The following is a 21,307-nucleotide window of genomic DNA, read 5'->3' on the forward strand; positions in this document are numbered from 1 at the left end:
GCCGAGGCGGCCGCGGTGACGTCGCCGCCGCGGACCAGCCCGGCGGGACCGCTGCCCCGCACCGTGGCGAGGTCGACGCCCTGGATGGCGGCGGCGCGCCGGGCCAGCGGCGAGGCGGCCGGGTCGGGCCGGTGCGGCGAGGTCGGTGCCACCGGGGGTGCGGGGGGCTCGGCCACGGCGCCGTCCCCGTCCCCGCCGGCGGCGGCCACCGGCGCGGGGGCGGGGGCGGGGGCGGCCGCGGCGCGGGGCTCGGGCGAGGGCGCGGGCGCGGGCTCCTCGGTCTCGGCGGCGGCACCGGCGGCGACCACGCCGAGCACGCCGCCCACCTGGACCGAGGCACCGGGCTGGGCGCGGATCTCGGCGAGGCGCCCGGTGGCCGGGGCGGGGACCTCGACGTCGACCTTGTCGGTGGTCACCTCCACCAGCGGCTCGTCGCGGGTGACCGGGTCGCCGACCTGCTTCAGCCAGCGGCTGACGGTGCCCTCGGTCACCGACTCGCCCATCGGGGGCAGGGTGACGTCGACGCCCTCGGCGGGGGCGGCGGGCTCGGTGCCGTTCCCCGAGGGGACGGCGGCGCGCCCGCGGCCGCGCGCGGCCGGCTTCGGTGCGGGTGCGGGCGCTGGTGCGGGCGGAGGCGGGGTCGCGGACGCGGGCGCCCGCCCGTCGCCGCCCGGGGCGGGGGCGGGGGCGGGGGCGGGGGCACCGGCGGTGGCGCCGGCGGCGATCTCGCCGATCACCGCGCCCACGGCGGCGGACGACCCGGCCTCGACGAGGACGCGGACGAGCACCCCGCTGGCCGGCGCGGGCACCTCCACGTCCACCTTGTCGGTGGTCACGTCGGCGAGGACCTCACCCTCGGTGACCGCCTCTCCGGGCTTCCGTCGCCACTCGACGATGGTTCCCTCGGTGACCGACTCGCCCATCGTGGGCAGGGTCACCGGCACGGTGTCAGGCATGTCTCCTCGTCGACCTCGCTGGGTGTGTCCGCCCCTATGGTGGCACCTCGGCGCGCGCGGACGGAGTCGGCGCGGACCCGGCGATCAGCTCAGGTGGGCAACCCGGCGGCGGCGCTGCCACTCCTCGCTGATCGGCACCTCGATCCGGGCGATGCAGACCGCGCACCGGACCCGCTCGCAGCCCGGGCGGGTGATCCTCGGAAACGGGTCGTGGGGCCCTTGACGGCGCCTGCCCAGAAGCTCAATATCTAGGGGCCTCCTGCCGCCGCAACCCCAACATGTGGGAATCATGTGGGAAAATGGACTTCCTCCCGGGAAGCCCTGGGGAGACGGGTCGGGAGCTGCGTAGCCCCACTCGACGTCACCCGCACGCAGCGGACCTCAGCCCTGTTCGGAGACCCAACCGTGGATAACCCCCTGCCCTCCTCCGGATCGTCCGACGACCTCGACGCCTCGGCCCCCCAGCCCGCGGCGGACGTGCGCGGCGTGCGCGCGGGACGCCGGGGTGAGTCCGCCGCCGGCCGCGGCCAGAAGGGGGAGCGGCGCACCACCGGCACCGCCCCCGGCGGCCTCCGGATCGAGCGGCGCTTCACCCGCGAGGGGGTCCACCCCTACGACGCGGTGCAGTGGGAGAAGCGCACCGCCGCCATCGGCAACGAGAAGGGCGAGACCGTCTTCGAGCAGCGCGACTGCGACATCCCGGCGTCGTGGTCGCAGATGGCCACCAACGTGGTGGTGAGCAAGTACTTCCGCGGCCCCCTCGACACCCCGCGGCGCGAGACCAGCGTCCGCCAGGTGATCTCCCGGGTGGCCGACACCATCGCCGCCTGGGGCCTCGAGGGCGGCTACCTGGCCGGGCCCGAGTCGGCCCGCGCCTTCCAGGACGAGCTGACCCACCTGGTGCTCCACCAGATGATGTCGTTCAACAGCCCGGTCTGGTTCAACGTGGGGGTGCCCGGCACCCGTCCCCAGGCCTCGGCGTGCTTCATCAACAGCGTCGACGACACCATGGACTCGATCCTGAAGCTGGCCCACACCGAGGGCATGCTCTTCAAGTACGGCAGCGGCACGGGCACCAACCTCAGCCCGATCCGCTCCTCGCAGGAGGCGCTCGCCGGCGGCGGCGCGGCCAGCGGCCCGGTCTCCTTCATGCGCGGCTTCGATGCATTCGCGGGAGTCATCAAGTCGGGGGGCACCACCCGGCGCGCCGCCAAGATGGTGATCCTCAACGTCGACCATCCCGACATCCGCGAGTTCATCACCTGCAAGGTGACCGAGGAGCGCAAGGCCTGGGCACTGATCGAGGCCGGCTACGACGGCGCCTTCACCGGCGAGGCCTACGCGTCGATCTTCTTCCAGAACAGCAACAACTCGGTCCGGGTCACCGACGACTTCATGCGCGCGGTGATCGAGGACCGGGACTGGCACCTGCGGGCGGTCACCGACTCCGAGCGCATCCTCCACACCGTGAAGGCGCGCGAGCTGATGCGGCTGATGGCGGAGTCGGCGCACCAGTGCGGCGACCCCGGCATGCAGTACGACACCACCATCAACGACTGGCACACCTCGGCGAACTCGGGGCGGATCAACGCGAGCAACCCCTGCAGCGAGTACATGTATCTCGACGACTCGGCCTGCAACCTCGCCTCGCTCAACCTCATGACCTTCCTCCGCGAGGACGGCACCTTCGACGTCGCCGGGTTCCGGCATGCGGTCAGCATCACCATCACCGCGATGGAGATCCTGGTCAGCAACGCCAGCTACCCGACCCCGCGGATCGCCGAGAACAGCGAGCGCTACCGGCCGCTGGGGCTGGGCTACGCCAACCTCGGCGCCCTGCTGATGGCGCGGAGCGCGCCCTACGACTCGCCGCAGGGACGCGAGCTGGCCTCCTGCATCACCGCGGTCATGACCGGCGAGGCCTACGCGCAGTCGGCGCGCATCGCCCGCGAGGTGGGCCCCTTCGCCGGCTATGCGGAGAACCGGCAGCCGATGCTGCGGGTGATCGGCAAGCACCGTGAGGCCGCCTACCGGATCGCCGACGACCACGTCGAGGCCCAGCTGCTCACCGCGGCGCGACGCGCCTGGGACGAGGCCCACGAGCTGGGCGCGGTGCACGGCTACCGCAACGGCCAGGCGACGGTGCTGGCGCCCACCGGCACCATCGGATTCATGATGGACTGCGACACCACCGGGGTCGAGCCCGACATCGCGCTGGTGAAGTACAAGAAGCTGGTCGGCGGCGGGATGCTGAAGATCGTCAACCGCACCGTGCCGCTGGCGCTGCGCCGGCTCGGCTACGGCGAGGCGGCGGTCAAGGACATCGTCGCCCACATCGACGCCAAGGACACCATCGAGGGCGCGCCCCACCTGCGCGAGGAGGACCTCGCCGTCTTCGACTGCGCCTTCAAGCCCGCCGGCGGCACCCGGTCGATCGCCTGGCAGGGGCACGTGCGGATGATGGGCGCGGTCCAGCCGTTCCTCTCCGGCGCCATCTCCAAGACGGTGAACATGCCCCAGGACGCGACCGTCGACGACGTCGAGCGCGCCTACCTCGACGCCTGGAAGATGGGGCTGAAGGCGCTCGCCATCTACCGCGACGGCAGCAAGCGCAGCCAGCCGGTGGGCACGACGATCGCCAGCACCACCGGCGCCAAGCAGACCGCCGACCGGCCGCTGCGCCGCCGCCTCCCCTCCGAGCGCCAGGCGGTGACCCACAAGTTCGAGATCGGCGGCCACGAGGGCTACATCACCGTCGGCCTCTACGAGGACGGCACCCCCGGCGAGATCTTCGTGAAGATGGCCAAGGAGGGATCGACGGTCAGCGGCCTGATGGACAGCTTCGCCACCGCGATCTCGCTCACCCTGCAGTACGGCGTCCCGCTCAAGGTGCTGGTCGACAAGTTCTCGCACGCGCGGTTCGAGCCCAGCGGCTACACCGGCAACCCCGAGATCCCGATCGCCAAGTCGATCATGGACTACATCTTCCGCTGGCTGGCCTCGCGGTTCCTGCCCTGGGAGGAGCGCGATGCGCTCGGCATCATCCGCCGCGACGGCACCGAGCCCGGTGACGAGCCCCAGCTGGAGACACGCATCGTCGCGGCGCCCGCGGTGGCGGCGGCCCGCCACGACGTGCCGGTGGTGAGCCGCACCGCGCCCACCGCCTTCCTCAACCAGGAGGACGCTCCCTCCTGCAGCGACTGCGGCAGCCTGATGGTGCGCTCGGGAGCCTGCTACAAGTGCCTCAACTGCGGAGGCACCAGCGGCTGCAGCTGAGTGTGAGGCGACAAAAAGTCGGCTCCGAGCGGGACGCCGCGTGGCGCGGGCGTCAGCGCTCGGTAGCCGCCGGCGGAAGATCACGGGGGACCGGGGGCTTGTGGATCAAGCCCCCGGTCCTCGCCGAGCCAGAGTTCGCTCTGGCACCCAATTTGGGTGCTGTTCGCCATCCTCTCCGACGACGCCTGGAACGCCACCGCCGGGTTCGTCATCGGCCTTCGACATCCATCTCATCCCGACCAATGCCCTGAACCCGACCCCTCCCTGGTCGCCCCGTCCCACCCGATGCACGGCCACCCAGGGTGCCGCGATCGGTCGCGGCCTCCAGCAGCTGCTCGGACTCTGAGGTTCTCGAACGCTCTTCAGGAGGTCGTCTCCGCGATCCTGGGCCCGGTCCTTCTTCCTGGGGAGACCGACCAGGTTGGAGAAGCCTGGTCAGAGCGGACTTATTGACGCTCTAGAGCCGATTTGATGTCGGCTCCAGGCGACCAAGTACCGGGGGCTTGTCTGATCGATCAAGCGCGTCCTCACAGCGCGCGCTCGGTCTTCTCCTTGAGCGAGATCCACCGGTCGGGTTTGATCATCGCAGCCACCAACTCCGGCCAAAAGGTCGCATGGCGAGTGGAGAAGGTTACGACCTCACCATCACCAATCTTGAACCTGCGCTCCGGACTTTCGTGGCGGGGCGACTTGATACGCAACGTGTGGCTGCCGGGATCGACCGGTACGTCGACAGTAGAGCCGGGAGCGATGGAACCAACGGCTTGACCGTCGAGGACGATCGCGAAATCCTTATTGCCTTCCACAATGATGCGGCCCGCGGAGGGGACCGAATTCATAAGGCCCGACTTCCTCGACACCCTCAGCGTCGCCGCCATTCAAACTGTCTCCCAAGTCTTCTTCGACAACCAGTGTACTTCGACCAGCGGTGATCGATTCCGCCGTCCATCGGAACCGGCGAACACCTATGACCGCAAATCAACGGCATGGGCGACGCTGGCAAAGACTCCACAGCTGAGTGAGCGGTGCAGGGATCCGGGCGGCGCGGTTCGCGCCGCCCGTCCTCGTCTCCGTGAGAGTGGTAGGGTGCTGGCATGGCCCGGCAGACCGTCCCCGTCACCCCCGATGGCGGTCCCGGAGTGTGCGACGGATGCGGCGCCGAGAGTGAGGCCCGGAGCATCGTCCACGCCTACTCGCCGAAGAGCCTCTGCTCGACCTGTGCGGGGGCCTTCGTCGAGGGCGACGACGCCGTCGTCGCCGCCGTGTTCGCGATCGTGCCCGAGGACACCAGCGCGCGCTCGCGCCGCCGCCAGCAGAAGTCCGGGCGGTAGGCGGCCACCTCCGGGGCTGAGCCCGGGCCGCTGCGGATCGTCACCGGGAGACCACCGGGCCGTGCGCCCCGCGCCCGACGATGGTCACCATGCCGATCGACGAGCCGCCCTCCGGGGGGCAGGGCTGGAGCATCCGCGAGACCGCGCCCGTGGAGGCGGTGGAGCCCGACCCCGGTGAGGGCGAGCCGCCGCCGGCTCCGGCGTGGGCGCCGCCACCGCCACCGCCGCCACGGGCGTCCGCGGCCGCCCGGGTCACCGTGATCCCCTGGGTGCTGCTGCTCGTCGCCGGCGCCGCCGCCGCGGTGATGCTGGTCCGCCACAATGACGGCGGTCTGGTCACCCCGGACAGCATCGCCGGCGAGCACCGGCTCGGCGGTGGCGAGTACGACCGCGCCGTCTCCACCGTGCAGGACATGCTGCGCGCGCTGGAGCCGCAGATCACGTCGGTGGTCTTCGCCGCCTACTCTCCGAACGGCGCCGCGGGCGTGCCCGGGCACATGGTGTTCGCCGAGAAGGGGGTCGCCCAGGACGCCGTCCAGAGCCTGCGGGCGTTCACCGGGCAGAGCATGGGCTACGGCTCGGGGGCGTTCTCGGTGGGCGCGCCCACGGTCGCGGCGAGCGGCGGCGAGAGCTTCACCTGCCTCAGCGCGTCGGGCAGCGGCCTGCCCGCGATGACGATGTGCTTCTGGTCGGACGCGAGCCCGGCGAACGCCGGTGGGGTGATGTGCATGTCCGGGTCCGAGGTGCACACCTGCGCCGACTACGCCGGGGTGGCTCGCCGGGCGGTGCTCGGCGGCTGAGGCTCGACTGCGCAGCCGCGGCCGGCGGGGGACCACTCCACCAGCAGGCCGCAACGGTCGCCCCGGACCAGGGTCTCGCCCCACTCCACCGGGCGCTCGCCGGCGCGGCCGAGGCGCTCGACCGCGAGCACGGTCTGACGCTTCTCGAGGCCGAGGAGGCGGCGGGGCTCGCCGCTCGGGACGGCGAGGCCGACCCGTTCGGAGCCGGCGTCGACCCGCAGCCCGCACCACCGGTCGAGCGCGGCGTGGAGGGGGATGGAGGCGAAGTCGACGTCGAGCAGCGGCGCGGCGCCGGCCCCGGGGAGCCAGACCCGGTCATGGGCCGCGGGGAGGCCGTCCACCGTCCAGAGCCGTTCGAGGTGGAGGAGCGGGGCGGTGGCGGGCAGCCCCAGCTCGGCGGCCGCCCTCGGCTCCGCGCTGCGGTCGAGCCGGAGCACCCGGACCCGCCAGCCCGGCGCCGCCTCCACCGCGGCGAGCAGGCTGCGGGGCCGGGCCGCCGTCGGAGCCGCCGCATCGAGGCCGCGGACGAAGGTGCCGCGGCCGCGCGCGGCGGTGACCAGGCCGGCCTCCCGGAGCCTGCGGATCGCCTCCCGCACGGTCTGGCGGCTGACCTCGTAGTCGGCGGCGAGCCGGGCCTCGGGGGGCAGCCGGCCGTCGAGCTCGGCAGCGAGGAGGCGGCGGCGCAGCTCCTCGGTCAGCTGGGCCCAGAGCGGCAGCGGACTGGCCCGGTCGAGTGCCTGCATCGGCGTCACGATACACGAATGTCCGTACATTCGTAAGGTCGAAACATCGGTCATCTGGGCGGGCCGGCCTGCCGGAGCGGCGTCAGCAGGAGGGTCGGTTGGAACCCGTCCGGGCGCGGCGCCGGAGGGGCTCACCCGAACGGACGGAACGGCCGGGCAGGTGATAGCCTCCCAGGATGGTGGGACGGGCCACGACGGCGGCGCTCCGCGTCATCTACGCGGCGTTCGTGCTCGTCTGGGTCGCGTTCGCCATCCGGTCCGCCCGCGAGGGCCGGCAGCAGGAGGCGCTCGTCTTCGGGACGGTGGCGGCGGCCTGGCTGGGAGTGGTGATCTGGGTCCTGCTCCGGCCCACCCGGTGGGGGGGACGCTGACCCGGTCTCACTCGTCGTAGCCGGCCAGCCCCAGGCGCAGCGGCACCACCCGGTCGGTGACGATGATGCCGACGCCGCAGCGCATCACCCGGTGCACCGCCTCGAGGCGGTTGACGGTCCAGGCGGCGACCGGCAGGCCGAGCCGGGCGGCGGTGTCGCAGAGCTCAGGGCTGACCGCCCGGTGCGCCACCACCACCCCGGCGGCGGCGACCTCCCCGCTGAGCCGGGCGAGGTGCACGGGGAGGTCGCGGCGCCAGGGGAGGGCGGCGAGGTGGAGCAGCTCGATGCGCCGCTGGCGGGGGGCGCGCGCCGCGCTCAGCACGCCGGCGGCGAGCGGGGCGAGGCCGCGGGGGTCGCGGCGGCGGCAGGCGATGCCGGCGACGGTGCGGATCCAGGGCGAGGGGCCGGTGGGGATCCCGGGGAGGCTGCGCCAGCGAGGCACCCGCGGCGCCCGCCGCCGGAGCTCGAGCAGGTCCCCCTCGACGTCGCCGGAGACCGCGAAGGCCTCGGGGTCGCGGCGCCGCGCCAGCCAGCCGGCCAGCACCGGCGCCACCGCGGGGCCCTTGAGGTCGAGCACCACCGGGATCCGCCCGCCCACCACCTCGACGGCGTCGTCGAGGCAGAGCAGATCGCCGCACTCGGCGCGCAGCTCCGCGGCGGTCAGCTGCTCGACCCGGCGGCCGGAGGGGAGGCGGCGGTCGTGACGGAGCAGCAGCCGCCGGTCACGGCTGACGCAGACGTCGAGCTCGATCCAGTCGACGTGGATGCGGAGGGCGTCGGCAAGGGTGTCCCGGGTCGGCGCTCCCCCCGGACGCGCCGCCGCCAGACCTGCGTGGGCGATCCACCGAAGCCTCGACCGCCTCGAGAGCCGCGCGGTCAGCGGGTCACGCCACCCGGCGGCCGGGGATCGGACGGGTCTCCTGCGACATCCGCAGACCGCATCCGCGGCAGGAGGCGGTGCGGCGGGCGCCGCGGCCGTGGGCGGCGATGGCCTCGATGACCACCTCTCCCGTGCACCACGGACAGAGCACCGGCCCGGTCGCGAACGGGTCGGCGAGGTAGATCGCGGGCAGCTCCCGCGAGGCCGGTTCGGGCATGGGCATTCGGTGACCTCCTCGCCCCAGGGTAGCGGCGCGCGTCACCGCGGGGATTGTGCAGGGGATGAGAAATGCCCTCCCCCCGGTTATGGCGTGGCCGTGCACCTGGAGCGGGATCGGGCGGTGCGGTCTGTGCGTTCGGCCGATCTCGAGACATCCTGGCGATGATGCTGGGCGGGCCGCACCATCGTCCGGCGGGGCGGCTTGGCAAGGAGCGCCGAAGCCGCCGCCCACCTCGGTGCGTCAGCCTCGTCATGGTGACATCAGGCCCAGAGGAACCCTACCGTGACCAACCCCCGCCGCCCTCCACATTCCACCCCACGGCGCGCCGGCGCCCTCCACCTCACCCCCTGGCCGGCGGTCGTGGTCAGCACCGCCACGGCGTCCGCGCCGGTGCCTCCACGGGTGCACCCGGTGAACTGTCCCGGCTGCGCCTTCGACGGCGGCGGCCGCCCGGTGGCGGTCACCTCCGAGCCGACCCCGGCCTGGCAGCGGGGGATGCGGCCGATCAGCCTCTGAGGCCGCTCATTCGCCGGCGGCCCGCTCGACGTGGCCGCCGAACTCCTTGCGCATCGCCGACAGGATGCGATCGCCGAAGTCGGCGAGCCCGCGGGAGCTGAAGCGGCCGTAGAGGGCGGCGCTCAGCACGTTGGCGGGCACGCCCTCGTCGACGGCGGCGAGCACCGTCCAGCGCCCCTCGCCGGAATCGGAGACCCGGCCCCCGAACGCCTCCAGCCTCGGGGACTCCACGAACGCCTTGGCGGTGAGGTCGAGCAGCCAGGAGGCGACCACGCTCCCCCGGCGCCAGACCTCGGTCACATCGGCGACATCGATGTCGTACTGGTAGTACTCTGGGTTGGTGAGCGGTGCCGTCTCGGCGTCTCCGACCACCTCCCGCTTGCCCACGTTGGCGTTGCGCAGCACGTTCAGCCCCTCGGCGTAGGCCGCCATGAGGCCGTACTCGATGCCGTTGTGCACCATCTTCACGAAGTGGCCCGCGCCGGAGGGTCCGCAGTGCAGGTAGCCCATCTCGGCGGGGGTGGGATCGCCCACACGCCCGGGGGTGCGGGGCGCCGCGTCGATGCCCGGTGCGATGGTGCGGAAGATCGGATCGAGCCGGTCCACCACCTCGGTCTCACCGCCGATCATCAGGCAGTAGCCGCGCTCCAGCCCCCAGACGCCACCGCTGGTGCCGACGTCGACGTAGTGGAGGCCGCGCCCGGTCAGCGCCGCGGCGCGATGGATGTCGTCGCGGTAGTAGGAGTTGCCGCCGTCGATGATGATGTCGCCGGCGTCCATGCGCTCGGCGAGCTCGTCGACGGTGCGACCGGTGAGCGCCGCCGGCACCATGATCCAGGCGGCACGCGGCACCGTCAGCCTGGCGACGAAGTCGTCGAGCGAGGCGGCGCCGATCGCCCCCTCGGCCTCGAGGCGGCCCACCGCCTCGGGATTGACGTCGAAGACCACGCACTCGTGCCCGGCACGCATCAGCCGGCGCACCAGGTTCGCGCCCATCCGTCCCAGGCCGATCATGCCCAGCTGCATCGAGCATCCTCCACTGATGGGTGCGTCCACGGCGCTGCCGGCATCATGACCCATCGGTGACCGGCACTCGATCCGACGTGACCCCCGCGCTGGGGCTGCCGGCGGCGGTGGTCGCCTGCCTGTTCGACCTCGACGGCGTGCTCACCCGGACGGCCACGGTGCACTTCGCCGCCTGGAAGCAGATGTTCGACGGCTACCTGCGGGACCGGGCGGCACGCACCGGCGAGCCGTTCACCGCCTTCGAGCAGCACGACTACAACGAGTACGTCGACGGCCGGCCGCGCGAGGACGGGGTGCGCGGCTTCCTCGCCTCGCGGGGCATCACCCTCCCCGAGGGCGGCCCCGGCGACCCCCCCGGCGCGGAGACGGTGGCCGCCCTCTCCGGCCGCAAGAACGAGCTGGTTCTCCGGGTGATCCGCGAGCAGGGGGTGGAGGTGTACCCGGGATCGGTGCGCTACGTTCGCGCGGTGGCCGACGCCGGACTCCGCCGGGCGGTGGTCTCGTCGAGCGCCAACTGCCGGGACATCCTCGCCGCCGCCGGGATCGACGACCTGTTCGAGGTGGTGGTCGACGGCCTCGTCGCCCACCGGCTGGGGCTCCGCGGCAAGCCCGCCCCGGACACGTTCCTCGAGGGCGCCCGCCAGCTCGGCGTCGAGCCCGCCCGGGCGGCGGTGTTCGAGGACGCGCTCGCCGGGGTGGAGGCGGGCCGCGCCGGTGGCTTCGCCTACGTGGTCGGGGTCGATCGGGTCGGGCAGGCCGAGGAGCTGCTCCGCCACGGCGCCGACGTCGTCGTCTCCGACCTCGCCGAGCTGCTGGGGCCGCGGTGATCCCCCATCCCGCGTTCTTCGTCGATCCCTGGTCGGTCGGCGAGTCGCACGTCGACATCGACGTCCTCCCCCAGGCGGAGTCGGTGTTCGCGCTCTCGAACGGGCACATCGGGCTGCGCGGCAACCTCGACGAGGGCGAGCCGCACGGCCTTCCCGGCACCTATCTCAACGGCTTCTACGAGGTGCGCCCGCTGCCCTACGCCGAGGCGGGATACGGCTATCCCGAGGACGGGCAGACGGTGGTCAACGTCACCAACGGCAAGATCATCCGGCTGCTCGTCGACGACGAGCCCTTCGACATTCGCTACGGACGCGTGCTCGCGCACGAGCGGGTGCTCGACCTCCGCGCCGGGGTGCTGCGCCGGGCCACCGAGTGGGAGTCGCCGGCGCGGCGCCGCGTCCGGGTCTCCTCGGTCCGGCTGGTGTCGTTCGTGCAGCGGTCGGTCGCCGCCATCCTCTACGAGGTCGAGCCGGTCGACGTCGCCGTCCGGATCGTGGTCCAGTCGGAGCTGGAGGCCAACGAGCCGATGCCGCAGATGTCCCGCGACCCGCGGGCCGCCGCGGTGCTGGCGGCGCCGCTGCAGTCGGAGATGTTCGTCTCCCGCGACCAGCGCGCGATGCTGGCGCACACCACCCGGGCGAGCGGGCTGCGGATGGCCGCGGGCATGGACCACGAGATCCAGTGCAGCGGGCGGTACGGCACCCTGATCGAGAGCGGCCCGGACCTGGCCCGGCTCACCATCACCACCGACCTCGAGCCCGGGCAGAAGCTGCGGATCGTGAAGTACCTCGGCTACGCCTGGTCGAGCCGGCGGTCGCTGGCCTCGGTGCGCGACCAGGTGGACGCGGCCGTCGCCGAGGCGCGCCACACCGGCTGGGAGAAGCTGCTGGCCCACCAGCGCGAGTACCTCGACGACTTCTGGCGGTGCGGCGACGTCGAGCTCGACGGCGACGCCGAGCTGCAGCAGGCGCTGCGCTTCGCGCTCTTCCACACCCTGCAGGCGGGGGCGCGGGCGGAGCGGCGCGCCATCCCCGCGAAGGGGCTGACCGGCCCGGGATACGACGGCCACGCCTTCTGGGACACCGAGACCTTCGTCCTCCAGGCGCTCACCTACACCGCGCCCGACGCCGCCGCCGACGCGCTGCGCTGGCGCCACTCCATCCTCGACCTCGCCCGCGAGCGCGCCCGGCAGCTGAACCTGAAGGGGGCCGCGTTCCCCTGGCGCACCATCCGCGGGCACGAGTGCTCCGCGTACTGGCCGGCGGGCACCGCCGCGTTCCACGTCAACGCCGACATCGCCGACGCGGTGTCCCGCTACCACGAGGCCTCCGAGGACGAGGACTTCATGCGCGAGGTCGGCACCGAGCTGCTCGTCGAGACGGCCCGGCTCTGGCGCTCGCTCGGCCACCACGACTTCGACGGCGTGTTCCGCATCGACGGGGTCACCGGTCCCGACGAGTACAGCGCGCTCTCCGACAACAACGTCTACACGAACCTGATGGCGCAGCGGAACCTCCATGCCGCCGCGGCGGCCGCCGAGCGGTACCCGGAGAGCGCCGCGGCGCTCGGGGTCGACCACGAGGAGACCGCCGGCTGGCGGGACGCGGCCAAGACCATGCTCGTGCCCTACGACGAGCGGCTGCGCGTGCATCCCCAGTCGGAGGGCTTCACCCGCCACCAGGTGTGGGACTTCGCGAACACGCCGGAGGACCACTACCCGCTGCTGCTCCACTACACGTACTTCGACCTGTACCGGAAGCAGGTGGTCAAGCAGGCCGACCTGGTGCTGGCGATGCACCTCCGTGGCGACGCCTTCCGCGAGGACGACAAGGCCCGGAACTTCGCCTACTACGAGGCCCTCACCGTCCGCGACTCCTCGCTCTCGGCGTGCACCCAGGCGGTGCTGGCGGCGGAGGTCGGCCACCTCGACCTCGCCTACGACTACTTCGCCGAGGCCGCCCTGATGGACCTCGACGACCTCGAGCACAACACCGGCGACGGCATCCACATCGCCTCGCTGGCGGGGGCCTGGATCGCCGCGGTCGCCGGCTTCGGGGGGATGCGCGACCACGACGGCCGGCTCACCTTCGCGCCCCGGCTGCCGCCGGCGCTGGGCCGGCTGGCCTTCGGCCTCGGCTTCAAGGGGCGGTGGATCCGGGTCGAGGTGACCCACGACAAGGCCCGCTACCGTCTCGGATCGGGGCCGCCGCTGGAGATCGCCCATCACGGCGAGCCGGTGACCCTCACCGGGAAGGACCTCGTCCTGCCCATCCCCGAGGCGCCGGCGCGACAGCGCCCCGGCCAACCGCCGGGGCGGCAGCCGGCGCGCCGCCGCGCCCCGCTGCGCTGGGTCGCCGCCAGCTCGTCGGTGCCGGTGGCCCCCTCGGTACCATCGGTCTCCTCAGCGAACCCACCCGAGGGAGCACCGCCGTGAGGTACCAGGAGGGGCCTTCCACCGAGGCCGAGATCCGCGTCGAGGCCCCGCCGGCGGCGGTGTGGCCGCTGGTCTGCGACATCGACCTGCCCGGACGCTTCAGCACGGAGTTCGTCCGCGGCGAGTGGCACGACGGCGAGGGCCCGGCGCTCGGGGCCCGCTTCACCGGCCACAACCATCACGACGCCATCGGCGACTGGCACACCGGCTGCACCGTGGTCGACTTCGAGCCCGAGCGCCGCTTCGGCTGGGCGGTCGGCGACCCGGCGCACCCGTCGGCGCAGTGGCGCTTCGAGCTCGAGCCCGACGGCGGCGGCACCCGGCTGCGCCAGTGGATGCGGCTCGGTCCCGCCCCCTCCGGCCTCAACGCCGCGATCGAGCGGATGCCCGACAGGGAGGAGCGGATCATCGACCGGCGGCTGGCCGAGCACCGCGGCAACATGGAGGCCACGCTGCGGGGCATCAAGAGGCTGGCCGAGACGGGTTCGTCCTGATGCGGGTCGCCATCCAGCTCGCCGCCGAGCAGGCGCCCTGGGACCAGCTCGTCGCCTACGTCTGCGAGGCGGAGCGGCTCGGCGCCGAGATGTGCTGGGTCGCGGAGGCCTGGGGCTGCGACGCGGCCACGCCGATCGGCTTCCTCGCCGCCCGCACCGAGCGGATGCACTTCGGCTCGGGGATCATGCAGCTGGGCGCGCGCACCCCGGCGATGACCGCGATGACCGCGCTCACCCTGGCGAGGATCTCCGGCGACCGCTACTGCCTCGGCCTCGGCGCCTCCGGGCCGCAGGTGATGGAGGGCCTCCACGGCATCCGCCACGGCGCCGCCCTGGGGCGGATGCGCGAGACCGTCGAGATCATCCGCCTCGCCCTCGCCGGCGAGCGCATCGAGCACCGCGGCACCCACTTCCCCCTGCCCCTGCCAGGGGGCGAGGGCCGGGCACTGCGGCTCAGCCAGCCCGCCAACCCGGCGATCCCCATCTACCTCGCCACCCTGTCGCCGCGGATGCTCGAGCTCACCGGCGAGGTCGCCGACGGCTGGCTCGGCACCAGCTTCATCCCCGAGGCGGCGGACACCTCGTTCGAGCCGCTCGCCGCCGGCGCCGCCCGGGCGGGCAGGTCGCTCGCCGAGCTCGACATCTGCCAGGGCGCGGAGGTGGCCTTCGGCGACGACGTGGAGGGGATGGTCGCCCGCCGCAAGCCGGGACTCGCGTTCTCGCTCGGCGGCATGGGCTCGGCCACCACCAACTACTACGCCCGCGCCTACGCGCGCCAGGGCTGGGCCGAGGTGGCGGCGGAGGTGCAGCGGCTCTGGCTCGAGGGACGGCGCGACGACGCCGCCGCCCAGGTGCCCGACGAGATGGTGCTCGCCACCACCCTGATCGGCACCGAGGCGATGGTGCGGGAGCGGCTGCGGCGCTGGAGCGCGGCGGGGGTGACCACGGTGCGCCTCTACCCCGCGGGCGAGACCCTGGACGCGCGCCTCGCCACCCTGGGACGCGCGATCGAGATGATCCGGGAGATCGCCGCGACCCGCGCGTAGACTTGCAAGGTGTCGGCACCCGCATCGGTGGTGCAACGCCGTCCGCCCTCGCGGCGGACCGCGACCACCACCCCCACCGCCCCCCCTCCCCCGCCCGCATCCGCGCCCGTCGAGGCGCCGCCCGTCCCGAGCCGAAGCTGGCTGGTGCCGATGGGCGTGGTGGTGGTCGGCATGTTCATGGCGGTGCTCGACACCAGCATCGTCAACGTCGCCATCCCCCGGATCCAGACCCAGTTCGGGGCCTCGAACGACGACGTCCAGTGGATCGTCACCGCCTACACGCTCTCGATGGGCGTGGTGGTGCCGGTCAGCGGATGGCTGGGCGACCGCTTCGGGCTGCGGCGGATCTACAACCTCGCCATGGTCCTCTTCGTCATCGGCTCGGCGCTCTGCGGGCTGGCCTGGGGGCTGAACAGCCTGGTCGCCTTCCGCATCCTCCAGGCGGTCGGCGGCGGGCTGCTGCCGGCGATCTCGATGGCGATGGTCTACCGGATCGCGCCCCGCGACCGGATCGGGATGGCGATGGGCCTCTACGGCCTCGGCATCGTCTTCGCCCCCGCCCTCGGCCCCACCCTGGGCGGCTACCTGGTGGAGTACGTCGACTGGCGGCTGATCTTCTACATCAACGTGCCGATCGGGATGCTCGGGCTGGCCGCCGCGATGCTGGTGCTGCCCCGCTGGCCCGCGGGGACGACCCAGCGGCTCGACTCCGCCGGCTTCGCGTTCGTGTCCAGCAGCCTCTTCTCCCTGCTGCTGGCCCTCTCCGAGGGCTCGAACTGGGGCTGGAGCTCGTACCGCGTCCTCGGCCTGCTCACCTTCGGCACCCTGACGATGGCGATCTTCGTGATCATCGAGCTGTCCGTCGAGCATCCGATGCTCGACCTGCGGATCTTCCGCTACTGGGCGTTCACCAACTCGACGCTGCTCATCGGCATCCTCATGGCGGGGCTGATGGCGGGCTTCTTCTACGTGCCCCTCTTCATCCAGCAGGGGCAGGGCCTGGGCGCGTTCGACACCGGCCTCATCCTGCTGCCCTCGGCGCTGCTGACGGCGGTGATCATGCCCATCAGCGGGCGCCTCTTCGACCGTGTCGGAGCGCGCTGGCCGGCGGCGATCGGGCTGCTGATCACCGCCTTCGGCACCTACCTGATGCACAACCTCAGCGCCGACACCACGCGGATGCAGGTGGTGGTCTGGATGTCGATCCGCAGCCTGGGGATGGGGCTGGCGATGATGCCGATCATGACCGGCGCGATGGCGGTGGTCCCGACCAACAAGGTGGGCCGGGCGAGCGCGGTCAGCAACATCATCCAGCGCAGCTCCGCCGCCCTCGGGCTGGCGGTGCTCACCTCGGTGATGACCTCGCAGCAGGCGCAGCAGATGGTCGGGAGGGCCGCGCTGCTCCCCGCCGTCTCCCCGGGGTCGACCTCGGTGCAGGGCGTCACCGGCGGCGGCCCCGGGGCGATGCTCGGGCTGATGCGCGGCACCCAGGTGCAGGTCTTCGGCAACGCCGTCGACGACCTGTTCCTGCTCACCGCGGGGATCACCGCGGTGGGCGTGATGCTCGCCCTGATGCTGCCCACCGGGAGGGCGCAGAAGCCCCCCGGCTAGAGCTCGAGGCGAGCCCGGGTCAGCTGCGGTGGATCTTCACCGTGCAGCTCATCCCCGGGACCAGGTGGAGCCCCCTGGTGTCGGTGAGCAGGATCTTCACCGGGATCTCCTGGGTCACCTTCTGGAAGTTGCCGGTGCTGTTGCTCTGGGGCAGCAGCGAGAAGACCGAGGCGGCGGCGCTCTCGACCTGCTGCACCGTGCCGGTGAGCGGGGACGCGAAGGCGTCGACGTAGACGTCCGCGGTCTGCCCCGGCCTGATGTCGCCGATCGCGGTCTCGTCGACCCGGGCGGTGACGAAGACCTGGTTGAGGTCGTAGGCGGTCGCGAGGGTGCTGCCCGCCGCCACCTGGTCGTTGGGGAGGGCGTGCTCGGCGGCGACCACCCCGTCCTGGGGGGCGCGGATGCTCAGGATCGGGTTGACGCCACTGCCGTTGCCGAGGCGGAGCACCCCGACCACGTCGCCGGCGTGGAACGAGCTGCCGAGCTGTCCCTTCCAGGCCAGCAGGGTGCCGTTGGCGGGGGCGGTGATGACGATCGCGTCGCCGTCGATGTTGGCGTTGTCGGTGCTGACGAACTGGCGCGCGGTGGTGAGGTACGAGAAGAGGAAGGCCACGCCGATGATCACCGCGAGAAGGGCGATGGCGCCGATGGCCAGCAGCCGGGTGCGCCCGCTCATCCGCCCGCCGCCGGGCGGCGCCGCCTCGACCGGCGGGGGTGGCGGGGGCGGCGGCGCCGCCTTGGGGGCCGGCGGCCGCCGGGTGCGTGTGGTTCGCGGGCTGCCGCCGCCCTGAACGGGCCGGCCGCGAAGCTCGCCTTCGCCTTCTGCCATCTCCGAATCCCTTCCGTGTGGTGGGGGCGTCCGCCCCCTACGCCGGTGCGGCCGCGCCGCCTCCGCCGTCCTGCGATGTCAGTGACCGGGTCAGCGCCCGGAGCCCGCGCACCAGCGCGTCGAGGTCGTCCTCGTCGAGGGTGGCGAGGCTCTGCTGGAGCATTTTGGAGCTTCCCTCGCGCAGCCGTGTGACCAGCCGCTCGCCCGCCGGGGTCAGCTCGGCGAGGGTGCGCCGGCGGTCGACGGAGTCCTCACGGCGAGAGGCGTAGCCGTTGCTGACCAGCGCCTCGACCAGGGTGCTGGCGGTGGGGAGGCTGACGCCGAGCTCGCGGGCCAGCCCGCCGATGGTGAGCGAGCCGTGACAGGCGATGCCGAACAGCGCCTTGAGCCGCGGCATGCTCAGCTGCAGCCGCCTCCACTCCGGGGTCGACAGCGTCTGCCGGAACACCAGTCGCTGCAGCTCGATGGCTTCCTCGACAAGAGATTCCTGCGTCGTCTGTCCAGCGAAGGTTTCCGACTGCAACATGGTTATACGAGCATAAAGCATCGCTCAGGCGGGTGACCCGGCTGAAGCGTGGTGCTGCTCTCGCCGTCCCCACCGGGGGCGGCGGCGACTGGGAAGGAAGGGAGCTGATTCCACGTGGCAGGACGGATTCGATCTGGTCTCACACGATCGCAACTCGCGAGCGCCGCGGTGGTCGTGTTCGCCCTCTTCGTCGTGGCCCTGGTGCTCCGCGGCCTGCTGAGCCCCGCTCCCGCGGTGGCCCCGAAGCTGCGCACCGCCGTGGTCACCCGTGACACGGTGCGCACCGTCGCCTCCGAGGCGGGCACGCTGGTGCCGGTGCAGCAGCAGAACGTCAACTTCCGGCAGCCCGGCCAGCTCACCGAGGTCACCGTCAAGGTCGGCGACCACGTCAAGGCGGGCGACGTGCTCGCCAAGATCGACGACCGCGCCCTCCAGAACGCGCTCGCCCAGGCGGTGCAGCGCCAGCAGCAGGACGCGGCGACCCTGAACGGCACGATCACGGGCAACGCGGTGTCGACCGCCCAGCACAACGTCGACGCCGCGCAGACCGCGCTCGCCAACGCCCAGCGCCAGGCCGACCTCACCAACCAGCAGGACGCGGTGACGGTCGCCCAGGACCAGTCCTTCCTCACCCGCGACGCCACCGTGCTCGCCAGGGACCAGGGTGCACTGAACCACGACACCACGCTGCTCGACCACGAGCGCGCCCTGCTCGACGCCGACACCGCCGTGCTCCAGCGCGACCAGGCGGTCCTCGCCCACGACCAGGGGCTGGTGGCCAAGGACCAGGGGCGGGTCGCCGCCGACCAGACCACCCTGCAGCAGGACCAGGCCACCGAGGCGAAGGACTGCCCGGTCACCAACCCGCCGACGCCGCCGAGCAGCGCATGCACCAACGACCAGAACCGCGTCCAGAGCGACCAGAACCGGCTCTCCTCCGACCAGAAGACGCTCGCCGCCGACCAGAAGCAGGCGGCGATCGACGCCGGGCCGGTCAGCCAGGACCAGGCGCAGCTCCAGACCGACTCGACCCAGCTGGGCATCGTCGCCGGGCAGGCGAGCGTCGACCGGCAGCTGGTGTCATCGGACAGCGCCAAGGTGGAGCAGGACCAGACCGTGCTCCGCGCCGACCTCCAGAAGCAGGCGGCGGACAAGATCGCCGGCGAGCGCGCCGTCAGCGACGCCCAGGCGGCGCTGCAATCGGCGCAGGACGCCCTCACCGCGCAGACCACCTCCCGGCCGAACACGATCGCCGCCCAGCAGGCGGTGGTCGCCTCCGACCAGGCGGCGGTCGACACCGCCCGCCAGAACGTCGGCGAGGCCACCCTCACCGCGCCCGTCGACGGCACCGTGGCGAGCGTCAACGGCGCCCCCGGCGAGCCCGTGATCGCGGGTCAGAACCAGACCCCGCGCGCCCCCGGCAGCACCGCGCCGCTCCCCGACACCGCCGCCGGCAGCGCCCTCGGCGGCTCCAGCCTCGCCACCGGCGGCACCCCCGCCACCCAGGCCTTCATGGTGCTGAGCGACGTGCACAGCTTCCAGGTGGTGGCCACCGTCGCCGAGCTCGACGCCGCCCGGGTCAATCCCGGCCAGGCGGTGAAGGTGACCGTCGACGCCCTGCCCGGCGTCTCCCTCACCGGCTCGGTGGTGGCGCTCCAGCCGATCGCCACCCTGATCCAGAACGTCACCAACTACCTGGTGACGGTGAGCCTCGACAGCGTCGACCAGCGGCTGCGCTCGGGCATGACCGCGCACGCGGCGGTCGCGGTCGGCGAGGCCCGACAGGTGCTGGCGGTGCCGAGCGTCGCCATCCAGCACTCCGGCGGGAGGAGCTACGTCGTCGTGGTCCACCGCGACGGCACCCAGGCGCGGGTCGAGGTCAGGACCGGGCTGGTGGGAGACACCACCACCGAGGTGGTCTCCGGCCTCGCCGAGGGCGACCACGTCCTCGTCCCCGACGTGACCCCGCCGGGCGCGCTGGCGAGCCAGCCGCTGAGCTGACCCGGCTCAGCCCTCCGCCCGCCGCCCCAGCAGGCGGTCGACGGTGATCGGCAGGTCGCGCACCCGGATGCCGGTGGCGTGGTGGACGGCGTTGGCGACGGCGGCGGCGACGCCGGTGATGCCGATCTCGCCGATGCCCTTGGCACCCACCTCGCTGACGTATGGGTCCTCGCCGCCCACCCAGAGCACGTCGATGGCGGGGATGTCGGCGTGCACCGGGACGTGATAGTCGACGAGGTCGCGGACGATCACCCGGCCGCTGCGCTCGTCGAGGGCGCCCCCCTCGGTGAGCGCCATGCCGATCCCCTGGATGATGCCGCCGGCGAGCTGGCTGCGGGCGGTCACCGGGCTGAGGATGCGGCCGGCGTCGAAGCAGCCGACCACCCGCCGCGCCCGCACCGTGAGCAGGTCGGGGTCGACCGCCACCTCGACGAACTGGGCGCCGAAGGCGTGCATGCTGTACCGGCCGGCGACCTCGCCGGGCGTGGCCTCGACGGTCGCCTCGATCACGGGGATGCCGAGGCGCCGGAGCATCGCCGCGTAGGTGTCGCGCCGTGAGCGGTCGCCGCGGAGCTCGATGCCGCCGCCGGTGGCCACGACCTCGGACTCGGGAGCGCCGTAGAGGGGCGAGGCCTCGTCCTCGACGGCGAGCTCGACGGCCTTGACCAGGGCGGCGGCGGCGGCCACCCGCACCGCCGCGCCGCTGGTGGTGGCCCCCGTCGAGCCCCCGGAGAAGGCGCCGGCGGGAAGCCGGGTGTCGCCGATCTCGACCCGGACGGCAGCCATCGCCAGCCCCAGCTCCTCGGCGGCCACCGCGGCCATCATCGTCGTCATCCCGGTGCCGAGGTCGGTGGTCGCGCTCGCCACCTCGGCACCGCCGTCGGGGAGCAGCCGCACCCTCGCGGTGGCCGCACCGCGGCCGGAGGGGTAGGTGGCGGTGGCCATCCCCCAGCCGACGAGCAGGCCGCCGTCGGTCATGGAGCGGGGGCGCGGATCCCTCGCCGCCCAGCCGAAGCGCTCGGCGGCGAGCGCGTAGCACTCCCGCAGCCGCTTGCTCGACCACGGCCGCCCGTTCTCGGGGTCGTGGTCGGCGTGGTTGCGGAGGCGCAGCTCGACGGGGTCGACGCCGGTGGCGGCAGCGAGCTCGTCGAGGGCGCACTCCAGGGCGAAGCTGCCCGGCGCCTCGCCCGGTGCCCGCATGAAGGTGGCCGCGGGCAGGTGCATCGCCACCTGGCGGTGCACGGTCTCGAGGTGGGGGACGGCGTAGAGCATGCGAGTCCCCACCCCGGCGGGGTCGCCGTAGCCGTCGTGGGCGGCGACGGCGTTCACCACCTCGTGGCGGAGCCCGCTCACCACCCCGTCGCCGGCGGCGCCGAGGGTCACCCGCTGCCAGCTGCGGGCGCGGTGCCCGGTGAGGTC

20 protein-coding genes are annotated in these 21,307 nt (G+C 73.1%); 11 read left to right on the forward strand and 9 right to left on the reverse strand.

All coding sequences use genetic code 11. From position 1 onward, the window contains the following. Positions 1-956, reverse strand: a 956-nt coding sequence (locus tag VGL20_04465) for a biotin/lipoyl-containing protein (GenBank protein HEY2702923.1), incomplete at its 3' end; no start/stop codon positions are given. A 405-nt stretch (positions 957-1,361) separates the two neighbouring features. Here VGL20_04465 and VGL20_04470 point away from each other — a divergent pair. Next, entirely contained in the window at positions 1,362-4,232 is a 2,871-nt protein-coding gene (locus tag VGL20_04470; protein HEY2702924.1) for a vitamin B12-dependent ribonucleotide reductase, read from the forward strand. Positions 4,233-4,759: 527 nt separating this feature from the next. Here the strand turns inward: VGL20_04470 and VGL20_04475 are convergent. Further along, the gene (locus VGL20_04475; GenBank protein HEY2702925.1) at positions 4,760-5,110 is read right to left on the reverse strand and encodes a hypothetical protein; all 351 of its coding nucleotides are present in this window, start codon (positions 5,108-5,110) and stop codon (positions 4,760-4,762) included. Between the two features lie 216 nt (positions 5,111-5,326). Here VGL20_04475 and VGL20_04480 point away from each other — a divergent pair, with 216 nt between their 5' ends. Then, positions 5,327-5,563 carry a hypothetical protein gene (locus tag VGL20_04480; protein ID HEY2702926.1) on the forward strand — a complete coding sequence of 79 codons (237 nt, stop codon included), beginning with the start codon at positions 5,327-5,329 and terminating at the stop codon, positions 5,561-5,563. Positions 5,564-5,652: 89 nt separating this feature from the next. Continuing rightward, a complete protein-coding gene (locus VGL20_04485) occupies positions 5,653-6,363 on the forward strand; it encodes a hypothetical protein (GenBank protein HEY2702927.1) in 711 nt (236 codons plus the stop codon). Here the strand turns inward: VGL20_04485 and VGL20_04490 are convergent. Continuing rightward, positions 6,324-7,106: a GntR family transcriptional regulator gene (locus VGL20_04490; GenBank protein ID HEY2702928.1), complete on the reverse strand. Its 783-nt coding sequence runs from the start codon at positions 7,104-7,106 to the stop codon at positions 6,324-6,326. The genes VGL20_04485 and VGL20_04490 overlap by 40 nt on opposite strands. A 176-nt stretch (positions 7,107-7,282) precedes the next feature. Here VGL20_04490 and VGL20_04495 point away from each other — a divergent pair, with 176 nt between their 5' ends. Beyond that, positions 7,283-7,477: a hypothetical protein gene (locus VGL20_04495; GenBank protein HEY2702929.1), complete on the forward strand. Its 195-nt coding sequence runs from the start codon at positions 7,283-7,285 to the stop codon at positions 7,475-7,477. A 7-nt stretch (positions 7,478-7,484) separates the two neighbouring features. Here VGL20_04495 and VGL20_04500 read toward each other — a convergent pair whose 3' ends face one another. Further along, a complete protein-coding gene (locus tag VGL20_04500; protein ID HEY2702930.1) occupies positions 7,485-8,075 on the reverse strand; it encodes a glycerophosphodiester phosphodiesterase family protein in 591 nt (196 codons plus the stop codon). Between the two features lie 286 nt (positions 8,076-8,361). Further along, a complete protein-coding gene (locus VGL20_04505; protein HEY2702931.1) occupies positions 8,362-8,580 on the reverse strand; it encodes a hypothetical protein in 219 nt (72 codons plus the stop codon). A 279-nt stretch (positions 8,581-8,859) separates the two neighbouring features. Here VGL20_04505 and VGL20_04510 point away from each other — a divergent pair, with 279 nt between their 5' ends. Further along, positions 8,860-9,093: a hypothetical protein gene (locus VGL20_04510; protein HEY2702932.1), complete on the forward strand. Its 234-nt coding sequence runs from the start codon at positions 8,860-8,862 to the stop codon at positions 9,091-9,093. Between the two features lie 6 nt (positions 9,094-9,099). Here the strand turns inward: VGL20_04510 and gnd are convergent, their stop codons facing one another. Beyond that, positions 9,100-10,119 carry a decarboxylating 6-phosphogluconate dehydrogenase gene (gene gnd, locus VGL20_04515; protein ID HEY2702933.1) on the reverse strand — a complete coding sequence of 340 codons (1,020 nt, stop codon included), beginning with the start codon at positions 10,117-10,119 and terminating at the stop codon, positions 9,100-9,102. Positions 10,120-10,175: 56 nt separating this feature from the next. On the opposite strand from gnd, the gene VGL20_04520 reads away from it, so the two are divergent. The 5 genes from VGL20_04520 to VGL20_04540 are packed head-to-tail and all read left to right on the forward strand — an operon-like array spanning position 10,176 to position 16,532. Further along, the gene (locus VGL20_04520) at positions 10,176-10,946 is read left to right on the forward strand and encodes a beta-phosphoglucomutase family hydrolase (GenBank protein HEY2702934.1); all 771 of its coding nucleotides are present in this window, start codon (positions 10,176-10,178) and stop codon (positions 10,944-10,946) included. Then, the gene (locus tag VGL20_04525; GenBank protein ID HEY2702935.1) at positions 10,943-13,381 is read left to right on the forward strand and encodes a glycosyl hydrolase family 65 protein; all 2,439 of its coding nucleotides are present in this window, start codon (positions 10,943-10,945) and stop codon (positions 13,379-13,381) included. The genes VGL20_04520 and VGL20_04525 overlap by 4 nt, the downstream gene beginning before the upstream one ends. After that, positions 13,378-13,875, forward strand: coding sequence for an SRPBCC family protein (locus VGL20_04530; GenBank protein HEY2702936.1), 498 nt, complete (start codon positions 13,378-13,380; stop codon positions 13,873-13,875). Before VGL20_04525 ends, VGL20_04530 begins: the two co-directional genes overlap by 4 nt. Beyond that, positions 13,875-14,921: an LLM class flavin-dependent oxidoreductase gene (locus VGL20_04535; GenBank protein ID HEY2702937.1), complete on the forward strand. Its 1,047-nt coding sequence runs from the start codon at positions 13,875-13,877 to the stop codon at positions 14,919-14,921. The genes VGL20_04530 and VGL20_04535 overlap by 1 nt, the downstream gene beginning before the upstream one ends. Before the next feature lie 9 nt (positions 14,922-14,930). After that, entirely contained in the window at positions 14,931-16,532 is a 1,602-nt protein-coding gene (locus tag VGL20_04540; GenBank protein HEY2702938.1) for an MDR family MFS transporter, read from the forward strand. A 19-nt stretch (positions 16,533-16,551) separates the two neighbouring features. Here the strand turns inward: VGL20_04540 and VGL20_04545 are convergent, their stop codons facing one another. Then, complete coding sequence (locus VGL20_04545; GenBank protein HEY2702939.1) at positions 16,552-17,361, reverse strand: HlyD family efflux transporter periplasmic adaptor subunit; 810 nt, start codon at positions 17,359-17,361, stop codon at positions 16,552-16,554. Between the two features lie 37 nt (positions 17,362-17,398). Then, entirely contained in the window at positions 17,399-17,887 is a 489-nt protein-coding gene (locus VGL20_04550; GenBank protein HEY2702940.1) for a MarR family transcriptional regulator, read from the reverse strand. Positions 17,888-18,055: 168 nt separating this feature from the next. On the opposite strand from VGL20_04550, the gene VGL20_04555 reads away from it, so the two are divergent. After that, positions 18,056-19,888, forward strand: a complete 1,833-nt coding sequence (locus VGL20_04555) for a biotin/lipoyl-binding protein (protein HEY2702941.1) — start codon at positions 18,056-18,058, stop codon at positions 19,886-19,888. 6 nt (positions 19,889-19,894) lie between these two features. Here VGL20_04555 and VGL20_04560 read toward each other — a convergent pair. Continuing rightward, a partial coding sequence (locus VGL20_04560) for a molybdopterin cofactor-binding domain-containing protein (GenBank protein HEY2702942.1) occupies positions 19,895-21,307 on the reverse strand: 1,413 nt, incomplete at its 5' end.

The organism is Candidatus Dormiibacterota bacterium (assembly GCA_036495095.1).
In the GTDB taxonomy this organism is placed as follows: domain Bacteria; phylum Chloroflexota; class Dormibacteria; order Aeolococcales; family Aeolococcaceae; genus CF-96.